10 protein-coding genes are annotated in these 11,693 nt (G+C 72.6%); 4 read left to right on the top strand and 6 right to left on the bottom strand.

The features are described from left to right. Together ACFV6I_RS17445 and tpiA are read left to right on the top strand one after the other, a co-directional pair. Nucleotides 1-1,226: phosphoglycerate kinase (locus ACFV6I_RS17445; RefSeq protein WP_380426129.1), on the top strand; the 1,226-nt coding region annotated here is incomplete at its 5' end. A 5-nt stretch (nucleotides 1,227-1,231) separates the two neighbouring features. Continuing rightward, nucleotides 1,232-2,017, top strand: coding sequence for a triose-phosphate isomerase (tpiA, locus tag ACFV6I_RS17440; protein ID WP_063349508.1), 786 nt, complete (start codon nucleotides 1,232-1,234; stop codon nucleotides 2,015-2,017). A 66-nt stretch (nucleotides 2,018-2,083) separates the two neighbouring features. On the opposite strand, the gene ACFV6I_RS17435 is transcribed toward tpiA, so the two are convergent. From ACFV6I_RS17435 to ACFV6I_RS17425, 3 genes are all read right to left on the bottom strand, one after another. Continuing rightward, nucleotides 2,084-3,133 (bottom strand): SPFH domain-containing protein, encoded by a 1,050-nt coding sequence (locus tag ACFV6I_RS17435; RefSeq protein WP_063349637.1) that lies wholly within the window; start codon nucleotides 3,131-3,133, stop codon nucleotides 2,084-2,086. A gap of 10 nt (nucleotides 3,134-3,143) precedes the next feature. Beyond that, a complete protein-coding gene (locus ACFV6I_RS17430) occupies nucleotides 3,144-3,554 on the bottom strand; it encodes an NfeD family protein (protein WP_350887590.1) in 411 nt (136 codons plus the stop codon). 166 nt (nucleotides 3,555-3,720) lie between these two features. Next, complete coding sequence (locus ACFV6I_RS17425; RefSeq protein WP_063349636.1) at nucleotides 3,721-4,512, bottom strand: ABC transporter ATP-binding protein; 792 nt, start codon at nucleotides 4,510-4,512, stop codon at nucleotides 3,721-3,723. 148 nt (nucleotides 4,513-4,660) lie between these two features. Here ACFV6I_RS17425 and ACFV6I_RS17420 point away from each other — a divergent pair, with 148 nt between their 5' ends. Further along, on the top strand, nucleotides 4,661-5,464 hold the full coding sequence (locus ACFV6I_RS17420) for a hypothetical protein (protein ID WP_063349635.1): 804 nt from the start codon (nucleotides 4,661-4,663) through the stop codon (nucleotides 5,462-5,464). A 54-nt stretch (nucleotides 5,465-5,518) separates the two neighbouring features. Here the strand turns inward: ACFV6I_RS17420 and ACFV6I_RS17415 are convergent, their stop codons facing one another. The 3 genes from ACFV6I_RS17415 to ACFV6I_RS17405 all read right to left on the bottom strand — a co-directional run bounded on the left by ACFV6I_RS17415 (nucleotide 5,519) and on the right by ACFV6I_RS17405 (nucleotide 10,159). Then, on the bottom strand, nucleotides 5,519-6,196 hold the full coding sequence (locus ACFV6I_RS17415) for a response regulator (protein ID WP_380426127.1): 678 nt from the start codon (nucleotides 6,194-6,196) through the stop codon (nucleotides 5,519-5,521). Then, complete coding sequence (locus tag ACFV6I_RS17410; protein ID WP_380426134.1) at nucleotides 6,189-7,346, bottom strand: GAF domain-containing sensor histidine kinase; 1,158 nt, start codon at nucleotides 7,344-7,346, stop codon at nucleotides 6,189-6,191. The genes ACFV6I_RS17415 and ACFV6I_RS17410 overlap by 8 nt, the downstream gene beginning before the upstream one ends. 227 nt (nucleotides 7,347-7,573) lie before the next feature. Next, nucleotides 7,574-10,159, bottom strand: coding sequence for an FHA domain-containing protein (locus ACFV6I_RS17405; RefSeq protein ID WP_380426125.1), 2,586 nt, complete (start codon nucleotides 10,157-10,159; stop codon nucleotides 7,574-7,576). A gap of 212 nt (nucleotides 10,160-10,371) precedes the next feature. Between ACFV6I_RS17405 and serB the strand changes: the two genes are divergently transcribed. Further along, complete coding sequence (serB, locus tag ACFV6I_RS17400; protein ID WP_063349632.1) at nucleotides 10,372-11,628, top strand: phosphoserine phosphatase SerB; 1,257 nt, start codon at nucleotides 10,372-10,374, stop codon at nucleotides 11,626-11,628. Nucleotides 11,629-11,693: the final 65 nt, after the last annotated feature.

Here is an 11,693-nt window from a genome sequence, read left to right as displayed (position 1 = left end):
GGCACCGCCGAGCGGGACCGGGTCGCGGGGCGGGGCGGCCGCCCCGGCGCCGCGGGCCGGGGCGCCGGGGGCGCGGGGGGCCCCCCGGCCCCCCCGCGGGGCCGCCCACCACCCCCCCCGGCCGGCCCCCCCCCGCCGCCCCGACCATCGCCAAGCTCGTCGCGCGCGGCGCCCGGGTCGTCGTCGCCTCCCACCTCGGCCGCCCGAAGGGTGCGCCGGACCCGACGTTCTCGCTGGCCCCGGCGGCCGTGCGCCTCGGCGAGATCCTCGGCAAGAACGTCGCCTTCGCCACCGACACCGTGGGCGAGAGCGCCGAGTCCACCGTGGCCGCGCTGGGCGACGGCGAGGTCGCGCTGCTGGAGAACCTGCGCTTCAACGCCGGCGAGACCAGCAAGGACGACGCCGAGCGCAAGGCCTTCGCCGAGCAGCTGGCCGCCCTCGCGGACCTGTACGTCGGCGACGGCTTCGGCGCCGTGCACCGCAAGCACGCCTCGGTCTACGACCTGCCCGGCCTGCTGCCGCACGCGGCCGGCGACCTGATCGCCACCGAGGTCGGTGTGCTCAAGAAGCTCACCGAGGAGGTCGCGCGCCCGTACGTGGTCGTGCTCGGCGGCGCCAAGGTCTCCGACAAGCTCGGCGTGATCGACAACCTGCTGAAGAAGGCCGACCGGATCCTGATCGGCGGCGGCATGGCGTACACCTTCCTCAAGGCCAAGGGCCACGAGGTCGGCATCTCGCTGCTGCAGGAGGACCAGATCCCGGTCGTCCTGGACTACCTGAAGCGCGCCGAGGCGACGGGCGTCGAGTTCGTCCTGCCGGTGGACGTCCTGGTGTCGGCGGAGTTCCCCGACCTCAAGACCAAGGCCCCGGCCAACCCCTCGCTCGTCGCCGCGGACGCGATCCCGGCCGACCAGGAGGGCCTGGACATCGGCCCGAAGACCCGCGAGCTGTACGCGGCGAAGCTGGCCGACGCGGGCACCGTGTTCTGGAACGGCCCGATGGGTGTCTTCGAGCACCCTGACTACGCGAACGGCACCAAGGCCGTGGCCCAGGCGCTGCTCGACAGCGACGCGTTCACCGTGGTCGGCGGCGGCGACTCCGCCGCGGCCGTCCGCATCCTGGGCTTCGACGAGAACGCATTCGGACACATCTCGACCGGCGGTGGCGCCAGCCTCGAGTACCTGGAGGGCAAGACCCTCCCCGGTCTCGCCGCCCTGGAAGGCTGAAAGCAATGACTGAGCGTCTCCCGCTGATGGCGGGCAACTGGAAGATGAACCTCAACCACCTTGAGGCCATCCAGCACACCCAGAAGCTGGCCTTCGCGCTGGCCGACAAGGACTACGCGGCCGTCGAGGTCGCCGTCCTGGTGCCGTTCACCGACCTGCGTTCGGTGCAGACCCTGGTCGACGGCGACAAGCTGAAGATCAAGTACGGCTCGCAGGACATCTCGCAGCACGACTCCGGTGCCTACACCGGCGAGGTCTCCGGCCCGATGCTGGCCAAGCTGAAGTGCACCTTCGCGGTGATCGGCCACTCGGAGCGCCGCCAGTACCACGGTGAGGACGAGGCGATCGTCAACACCAAGGTCAAGGCCGCCTACCGGGCCGGGATCACCCCGATCCTGTGCATCGGCGAGCCGCTGGACGTCCGCAAGGCCGGCACCCACGTCGAGCACACCCTCGCCCAGCTGGACGGCGCCCTGGCGGACATCCCGGCCCACCAGGCCGAGTCCATCGTGGTCGCCTACGAGCCGGTCTGGGCGATCGGCACCGGCGAGGTGGCCACCCCGGAGGACGCGCAGGAGGTCTGCGCCGCCATCCGCAGGCGGATCGCCGAGCTGTACGACGCCGAGCTGGCCGACAAGGTCCGCGTGCTGTACGGCGGTTCGGTGAAGTCGTCGAGCGCGGCCGGTCTGATGGCCAAGCCCGACATCGACGGCGGCCTGATCGGCGGTGCCTCGCTGGACGCCGACGAGTTCGTCAAGATCGTGCGCTACCGTGAGCAGGCAGTAGGCTAACGCCGCTGCAGCAACGTAGGCTTTGGGGGGGGGGCGCCCCCCCCCGGGGCCGGACGGTTCAGCCGGTCACTCCGGGTCGATCTTGCGGTACTCACGGGCCGGGTCCACCCGGGGGCGGGCGGCACCCTTCTCGGTGTCCACCGGGCGCGGGCCAGCCGCCGGGTCGAGCGGCACCTGGGTGGCCGCGGGGGCCGCCGGCGGCACGCTCGGGGCGGCGACCGCGCCGCCGTTGATGCCGGGGTTTCCGGTCAGCCCGCCGAAGGCGCCGCCGAGGCCCTTGAGGGCGTCGCCGACCTCGCTGGGGATGATCCAGAGCTTGTTGGAGTCGCCCTTGGCCAGCTCGGGCAGGGTCTGCAGGTACTGGTAGGCGAGCAGCTTCTGGTCGGCGTCGCCGTCGTGGATGGCCTCGAAGACCGTCCGGATCGCGGCCGCCTCACCGTCGGCGCGCAGCACCGCGGCCTGCGCCTCACCCTCGGCCCGGAGCACGTCGGCCTGCTTCTCACCCTCGGCCTTGAGGATCTGGGCCTGCCGCTGGCCCTCGGCGGTGAGGATCGCGGCGCGCTTGTCACGGTCGGCGCGCATCTGCTTCTCCATCGAGTCCTGGATGGAGGTGGGCGGCTCGATCGCCTTCAGCTCGACGCGGTTGACCCGGATGCCCCACTTGCCGGTGGCCTCGTCCAGGACGCCGCGCAGACCGGCGTTGATGACCTCGCGCGAGGTCAGGGTGGATTCGAGGTCCATCGAGCCGATGATGTTGCGCAGCGTGGTGACGGTCAGCTGCTCGATGGCCTGGATGTAGCTGGCGACCTCGTAGGTGGCCGCGCGCGGGTCGGTGACCTGGTAGTAGATCACCGTGTCGATGTTGACCACCAGGTTGTCCTGGGTGATCACCGGCTGCGGCGGGAACGGCACGACCTGCTCGCGCAGGTCGATCCGGTTGCGGACCCGGTCGATGAACGGGACGACGATGTTCAGGCCTGCGTTGAGCGTCCGGGTGTAGCGGCCGAAGCGCTCCACGATCGCGGCGCTGGCCTGCGGGATGACCTGGATCGTCTTGATCAGCGCGATGAAGGCCACCACGACCAGGACGACCAAAACGATAAGGACGGGTTCCACGGACTCTCCCCTAGACGACCAGGGCGGTCGCGCCCTGGATTTCGACGACGTCGACCTGCTGCCCCGGTTGGTACACGCTGTCCGGGTGGAGCGCGCGGGCCGACCAGATCTCGCCGTTCAGCTTGATCCGTCCGCCCTCCCCGTCGACGGTTTCCGCGACGACCGCGGTGGCGCCCTGGAGCGCCTCGATGCCCATCTTGATGTGCGGGCCCTGCCGCAGTTGCCGGTAGGCGATCGGGCGGACGAAGACCAGCAGCGAGACCGAGACCGCGATGAAGACCAGGGTCTCCCAGACCGCGCCTCCGCCCAGCCCGGCCACCCCGGCGGCCGCCAGCGCACCGATCGCGAACATGGCGAACTCCGGCATCGCGGTCAGCACCAGCGGTATGCCGAGCCCGACGGCGGCCAGGAGCCACCAGATCCAGCTGTCCACGTGTCCATCCTAGGGAGCGAAGGGCCTTCGAGGCGGACAGTTCCCGCAGGTCGTGGGGCGGAAACCGGTCGCGCGTGCGACCGGTCCCCGGAAACCCGACGACATCGGAGCGTGCGAGGTGCGTGCGAGGCGTGTGCGAGGCGCGGACGGGGGCTCAGCCCAGCGGCAGGCCCTGCGCGGACCAGCGGTCCCCGTGGCGCTCCAGGGTGAGCGGTAGGCCGAAGCACTTGGAGAGGTTGCGGGCGGTCAGCTCGGTGTCGATCGGACCGGCGGTGAGCACCTTGCCCTGGCGGATCATCAGGACGTGGGTGAAGCCCGGCGCGATCTCCTCGACATGGTGGGTGACCATCGCCATGGCCGGGGCGAACTCGTCCTGGGCGAGCGCGCCGAGCCGGCGGACGAGGTCCTCGCGGCCGCCGAGGTCCAGGCCGGCCGCGGGCTCGTCGAGCAGCAGCAGCTCGGGGTCGGTCATCAGGGCGCGGGCGATCAGGGTGCGCTTGCGCTCGCCCTCGGAGAGGGTGCCGAACTTGCGGCCGGTGAGGTTGGACATGCCCATCCGGTCGAGCAGCGCGAGCGCGCGGGACTCGTCGAACTGCTCGTAGGTCTCCTGCCAGCTGACCGTCATGCCGTAGGCGGCGGTCAGCACGGTCTGCAGCACCGTCTGCTCGGCCGGCAGCTTGTCGAACATGGCGGCGCCGGCCAGGCCGATCCGGGAGCGCAGCTCGAAGACGTCGACCTCGCCCAGCTTCTCGCCCAGCACCGACACCTTGCCCGCGGTCGGGAACAGGTAGGTGGCGGCGATCTGCAGCAGGGTGGTCTTCCCGGCGCCGTTGGGGCCCAGGATGACCCAGCGCTCCCCCTCGGAGATGGACCACGAGACCTGGTCGACCAGCGCGCGTCCCTCCCGGACCACGGATACGTCCACCAGCTCCAGCACGTCGCTCATGCCTACGCCTTCCCCAATACAAGAATTTCGGCCGTCGGTGCGGGCGGCGAGCCTACTCCGGCAGCCGGTGGGCACGGGGTGGGTGCGCCGCACACGCATGGGCAAACCTACGCCACGCGGATGACCGCCGATTCCGTAGGCTGGCCGGATGCTCGCGACTCCTCCCGACAATCCGTACGAAGAACCCCGTTCGGGGCGGCTGACCGCGTGGGGCAACGCCCTGCTGGCCGGTCTGGTGCCGCCGGACAACGCCGCCGCGGCCGTGCTGGGCGACGACGAGAGCCACCGGGTGACCGGGCTGCCCGGGGACGGGCCGGGCGAACGGCACGGCCTCACCTGGGCACTGGGACGGCTTCGGGTGCTCGGGGTGAAGGGCCTGCGACTGGCGCTGCCGTCCGCCGGGCACCCGCTGGGGCTGACCGGTCCGGCGCCGTTCAACGAGCGGGCGATGGGCGTCGGGGAGGCGGTGCTGGCGGTGGGCGTCCCGCTCGGACTGGTGCCGGAGGTGGAGGTGTTCGGCCCGGCCGGGGACCGTTCGGCGACGGTGCTGTGGCGCTGCCTTGAGACCAACGACACACCGCCGGCCGACGTCCCGTCGCTGCACGAGGCCGAACGGGAGCTGGCCGACGGGCTGCGCGAGGCGACGCTCCTGCTGACCCGGCTGGACGTGGCGGGCGCCGGGCCGGAGGCGCTGCGGGCGCTGGAGGCGTACCGCCGGCGCGGGCACGCCGAACTGCTGGCGCCCGGGTACCCGCCGCGTGCGGTGCGGGTGCTGGAGTCGGCCCGGCAGGTGTCGGCGCTGCTGGCGATCGCCGCGGGCGGGCACGGCGCGGCGGTCAGCGCCTCCGAGATGGCGGCGCGGCAGGCGGTGCTGGCGCCGCTGCGGCGCACCGCCCGGCGGGCGCAGGTGGCGGCGTACAACGCGCTGGTCGACGAGCGCGAGGACCGCTGAGTACGAGAGCTGCTCAGCACGCGGACCGCTGAGCTACCGGGAGCACGCGGACCGCTAGGACGGGCCGCTGTCCCGCGCCTCGCCGTTGCGGACGGCCCACAGGGCCGCCTGGGTCCGGTCCGCCAGGTCCAGCTTCATCAGAATGTTGGAGACGTGGGTCTTCACCGTCTTCTCCGACAGGTGCAGGCTGCGGGCGATCTCCCGGTTGGAGCGGCCGTCGGCGATGTGGCCGAGGACCTCGCGCTCGCGTTCGGTGAGGGTGCCGCCGCGGCCCTGCGGGGCGCGCGGGCCGTCGTCGGCGAGCAGCGCCTCGGCCAGTTCGGGCTGGAGCAGGACGTGGCCGGCGTGCACCGAGCGGATCGCGCCGGCCAGCGCCTCCGGGTCGACGTCCTTGTAGACGTACCCGGCGGCGCCGGCCCGCAGCGCGGGGACCATCGTGCGGTGCTCGGTGAAGCTGGTGACGATCAGGATCCGGGCCCGGCTGCCCTCGCCCTTGAGCGTGCGCAGCGCCTCGATGCCGTCGACGCCGGGCATCTTGAGGTCCATCAGGACGACGTCGGGGTCGAGTTCTCGGGCGCGCTCGACGCCCTCGGCCCCGTCGGCGGCCTCCCCGACCACCTCGATGTCGTCCTGGACCTCCAGGAAGGTGCGCAGCCCGCGGCGGACCACCTGGTGGTCGTCGACCAGCAGGACGCGGATCGACGGCGTGCGGTCGGGCGTGCGGTCAGGCACCGGGGACCTCCATCTCGACGAGCGTCCCCCGGCCGGGGGCGGACTCCAGGGTGAGCGTGCCGCCGACGGCGGCCGCGCGGTCGCGCATCGAGGCCAGGCCGAGGTGGCGCCCGGCCCGGCGGACGGACTCGGGGTCGAAGCCGTGCCCGTCGTCGCGCACCCGCAGCACGGCGCCGCGCCCGGGCGTGCCGGCCAGGGTGACGGTGACGCGGCCCGCGCCGGAGTGGCGCAGCGCGTTGTGCAGCGCCTCCTGGGCGACCCGCAGCAGCGCGGCCTCCTGCGCGGGCGGCAGGGCGCGGACGCCGTCGGCGGCGAAGGCGACGTCCGCGGTGTGGGCCCGGTCGAGGACCTGCACCTGGGAGGCGAGGGTGGCGCTCAGCCCGTCCTCCTCCAGGGCGGCGGGGCGCAGTTCGACGACGACGGCGCGCAGTTCGTCGGCGGCCTCGGCGGCGAGCCGGGCGACCTCGGCGAGTTCGGCGCGGGCCCGGGCCGGATCGCGGTCGACGAGCGTGGCGGCGGCCTTGGCGGTGAGCCGCAGCGAGAAGAGCTTCTGCGCGACGGCGTCGTGCAGGTCGTGGGCGATGCGGGCGCGTTCGCCGGCCAGGGTGAGTTCGCGGCTGCGCTCGTACAGGCGGGCGTTGGAGAGGGCGAGGGCGGCGTGCGCGGCGAGTATCCGCAGCAGCTCCTCGTCGTGGTCGGTGAACAGGCCGCCGCCGCGCTTGTTGGCGAGGAAGATGACGCCGGTGACCTGCGGTTCGTCCTCGGCGGCCTCGGCGTCCAGGATGGGCATGCCGAGGAAGGCGTCCATCTCGGGGTGGGCGGCCGGCCAGCCGCCGAAGGCCGGGGCCTTGCGGACGTCGGCGAGCCGGGTGGGGCCGGTCTCGTGCAGCATCTTGGCGAGGACGCCGTGCTGGCGGGGCAGCGGGCCGATCGCCCGCCACTGCTCGTCGGTGACGCCGTCGACGACGAACTGGGCGAAGCCGCCGTGGTCGTCGGGCACGCCCAGGGCCGCGTACTCGGCGCCGAGCAGGTCACGGGCGGAGGCGGTGATGCGGCGCAGCACCTCGCGGACCTCCAGGTGCCGGCTCATCGCGAGCAGCGCCTGGCTGACCGCCTCGATGCCGGCCAGGCAGGGGTCGCAGCCGGGCATCGGGCGGGCGGGGCCGCGCAGGTCGAGGTGCGGGCCGGCCGGGCTCCGGCGGTCGCTGGGCGTGCTGGGCATACCGCCAAACTACCGCCGCAGCGGGCGCCGCCGCGTCGGTCCGCGGCCGGGGTGGGCGCAGGTCCGGGGACCTAGGACTCGGGGCCCGCGCAATGGAGGAGGGGCGGCTCTCCGGTGACGGGAGGGCCGCCCCTCGGCGGGCGGGGCGAAGGGGGTCAGCCCTTCTGCATGACCTCGGGCTCGTGGCGGCGCTGGAGCCGGGTGACGATGACGCCGATGACGATCGAGATCGCGATCAGCGCGCCCGCGTCGATCGCCCACTGGGCGACGCTGCTGGTCCACAGCGGGTCGTACTGGGGGTTCTGGAAGTCCTTGTTCCAGGGGCCCATGAGCTTGGACAGGTCCAGTGTGGTGGCCACGATGCCGGTGCCCCAGCGGGCCGGCATCAGCCAGGCGGCCTGCTCCAGGCCGGGCTTGCCGAAGAGCTGGAACAGGCAGCCGGTGAAGACGACCTGGATGATGGCGAACATGACCAGCAGCGGCATGGTCTTCTCGGCGGTCTTGACCAGGGCCGAGATCATCAGGCCGAACATCATCGCGGTGAAGCTGAGCAGGATCATGCCGATGGTCATCTCGATGATCGGCAGGTCCTTGACGATCAGGCCGTGCTCGGGGAGCTTGCGCGGCAGGAAGCCGACCGCGGCGACGATGGCACCCTGGATCACGCTGAAGAAGCCCAGCACGATGATCTTGGACATCATGTACGCCGAGCGGGAGAGCCCGGTGGCCCGTTCCCGTTCGTAGATGGCCCGTTCCTTGATCAGCTCGCGGACCGAGTTGGCCGCTCCGGAGAAGCAGGCTCCGATCGCCAGGATCATGAGAATCGTCGCGGCCCCGCTGTTGAGGTGGAGCTGCGTGTTCGGGTTGGGCGCGAGGCCCGCCCCGTTGGGGACCAGCACGCTGACCGCGCCGATGACGGCGGGCAGCAGCACCGACAGCGCCAGGAAGCCGCGGTCCGAGGCGAGGACCGACATGTAGCGGCGCATCAGCGTCCACAGCTGCGAGCCCCAGCTCTGCGGCTTCGGCGGCCGGACGGCCTCCTGGGCGACCTGGGCGTGCTGCACCTCGCCCGACTCCACGTCGGGGGCGGAGTACTGCTGGTAGTGCACCGAGCCGCGGTAGCGGCCGGCCCAGTCGTGGTCCGGGTAGTTCTCGAAGGCCTGGAAGACGTCCGCCCAGGTCTCGTACCCGAAGAAGTGCAGGGCCTCGTCCGGCGGGCCGAAGTAGGCCACCGCGCCGCCCGGCGCCATCACCAGCAGCCGGTCGCAGAGCGCGAGTTCGGCCACCGAGTGGGTGACGACCAGGATGGTGCGGCCGTCGTCGGCGAGACCGCGCAGCATCTGCATGACCTCGCGGTCCATGCCCGGGTCGAGGCCCGAGGTGGGCTCGTCCAGGAAGATCAGCGACGGCTTGGTGAGCAGTTCCAGGGCGACCGAGACGCGCTTCTGCTGGCCGCCGGAGAGCGCGGTGATCTTGTTGTCGGCGCGCTTGTCCAGGCGCAGCTCGTACAGCACCTCGTCGATCCGGGCCGCGCGTTCGCGCGCCTCGGTGTCGCCGGGGAAGCGCAGCTGGGCCGCGTACTTGAGGCCGGTGCGGACGGTGAGTTCCTTGTGCAGGATCTCGGACTGCGGCACCAGGCCGATGCGCGAGCGGAGCTCGGCGAACTGCTTGTAGAGGTTGCGGCCGTCGTACAGGACCTCGCCGCGGTCGGCCGGGCGGTAGCCGGTGAGGGCGCGCAGCAGGGTCGACTTGCCGGAGCCGGACGGGCCGATGACGGCGACCAGGGACTTCTCCGGGACGCCGAAGCTGACGTCGTCGAGCAGGATCTTCTTGGCGCCCTTGTGCTCGACCTCGACGGTCAGGTGGCGGGCGGAGAAGGAGACCGCGCCGGTGTCGACGAACTCCTGCAGCTGGTCGCCGACCAGCACGAAGCTGGAGTGGCCGACGGTCAGCCGGTCCTGCGGGCCCATCAGCTGGCGCTGCACCCGCTGGCCGTTGAGGAAGATCCCGTTGTGGCTGCCGAGGTCGACGATCTCGTAGCGGCCGTCCTGGAGCTGGCGCAGCTCGGCGTGGTGGCGGGAGACCTGGAGGTCGGAGACCACGACGTCGTTGTCGAGCGCGCGGCCGATCCGGACGGTGCGCATGGCGGCGGTCAGGTTGCGGATGATCGTCGGCTGCGGGCCGGCGCCGTCCTGCGGGTCGGGCGGGAAGGCCTGCTGCTGCGGGAAGCCGCCCTGCTGGGGCTGGGGCGCGTGCTGCTGCTGTTGCTGCGGGAACGGCGGCTGGGGTCGGCCCGCCCAGGCCTGCTCGGGCTGCGGCGGGTAGGGGGCCTGCGGCGACCAGCCCTGCTGCGGGGCCGGCGGCTGGGGCGTCGGCGCGGCGCTGCGGCTGGTGGCGGCCTCGTGCCAGGCGGGAGCCTGCGGGGCGGCGGCGTGCGGGGTGGCGTGGGCGGGCGCGGAGAAGCCGAGCCGGGGTCCGTTCTCCGGGTTGCCGAGGTTGACGACGGCGCCGGGGAACAACTGGGCCTGCATCGTCCGGGCACCGGCCGTGTAGGTGCCGTTGGTGCTGCCGTGGTCGTCCAGCTGCCAGCCGCTGCCGTTGAAGGTGATGGTCCCGTGGTGCCAGGAGACCCTGGCGTCGTCGAACGGGAAGTCCGACTGCGGGTTGCGCCCGATGGTGTAGGACCGCCCGGGCTCCAGAGTCCGCTGCTGTCCGTTGATATCGATGACGAGTTGCGGCACTGCGCGCCTGCCCCGCTCTCTCGGTTCCCCCGAATTGTGCCCCCGACCAGGGGTGCGATGTTTCCGAAACTGACGGGGGGAATCATTCCAGCCTGCTGACCGCCAATAAAAGTCACCCCGGGTGACTGTGACCAGGCTGCTACCCGGCACCCGTCCGCGACGTGGGACGGGTGCTCTGGGCCCGCCGGCCGGCGGGTAGCGTGGGAGGCACCATGAACGCATCGCCCCTGGCCGCTGAGCCCCTCCCCGCCGCCCAGCCCCGGACCGCGGACGAGCGCACCCTGCTCGTCAAGGTGTTCGGCAAGGACCGCCCCGGCATCACCGCCGGCCTCTTCGCCACCCTGGCCGGCTTCGCCGTCGACGTGATCGACATCGAACAGGTCGTGACCCGTGGCCGCATCACGCTCTGCGCACTGGTCACCCCGCCCACCGCTCCCGGCGCCGAGGGCGGTCTGCGGGCCACCGTGCACCGCTGGGCGGAGGAGCAGAAGCTCCAGGCCGAGATCCTCTCCGGCATCGGCGACAACCGGCCCCGCCGCGAGGGCCGTTCGCACGTCACCGTGCTCGGCAATCCGCTGACCTCCGCCGCCGTCTCCGCGCTCACCTCCCGGATCACCGCGGCGGGCGGCAACATCGACCGCGTGTTCCGGCTCGCCAAGTACCCGGTGACGGCGGTCGAGCTGGCCGTGTCCGGTGTGGCCACCGACGAGCTGCGGGCCGAGCTGGCCCAGGAGGCGGCCGCCCAGCGGGTGGACGTCGCGGTGGTCGCGGCCGGGCTGGAGCGCCGGGCCAAGCGCCTGGTGGTGATGGACGTCGACTCCACGCTCATCCAGGACGAGGTGATCGAGCTGTTCGCGGCCCACGCGGGCTGCGAGGAGGAGGTCGCCGAGGTGACGGCGCAGGCGATGCGCGGCGAGCTGGACTTCGCCGAGTCGCTGCGGGCCCGGGTCTCGCTGCTGGCCGGGCTGGACGCCTCGGTGACCGAGAAGGTGCGCGCGGAGGTCCGTTTCACGCCGGGGGCGCGCACCCTGATCCGCACCCTGCAGCGGCTGGGCTTCCAGGTCGCGGTGGTGTCGGGCGGGTTCACCCAGGTCACCGACCACCTGGTCGAGGAGCTGGGGCTGGACTTCGCGGCCGCCAACACCCTGGAGGTGGTGGACGGCAAGTTCACCGGCCGGGTGGTCGGCGAGATCGTGGACCGCGCGGGCAAGGCCCGCTGGCTGGCCCGGTTCGCCGAGCAGGCGAAGGTGCCGCTGTCGCAGACGGTGGCGATCGGCGACGGCGCCAACGACCTGGACATGCTGAACGCGGCCGGGCTGGGTGTGGCGTTCAACGCCAAGCCGGTGGTGCGCGAGGCCGCCGACACCGCCGTCAACGTGCCGTTCCTGGACACTGTGCTGTACCTGCTGGGCATCACCCGGGAGGAGGTCGAGGCGGCCGACGAGGTGGACGGCAGCCTGACCGAGTAAGGCCTGAAGACGCACGAGAGGGGCGGGGGGGGGGGGGGGGGCGGCCCCGCGGGCGGCCGCCGGGG

The sequence above is a fragment of the Kitasatospora sp. NPDC059803 genome (assembly GCF_042732255.1).
Classification (GTDB): Bacteria; Actinomycetota; Actinomycetes; order Streptomycetales; family Streptomycetaceae; genus Kitasatospora.
Note: the sequence above shows the minus strand (reverse complement) of the source record. Positions and strands in the feature narration are given on the sequence as shown.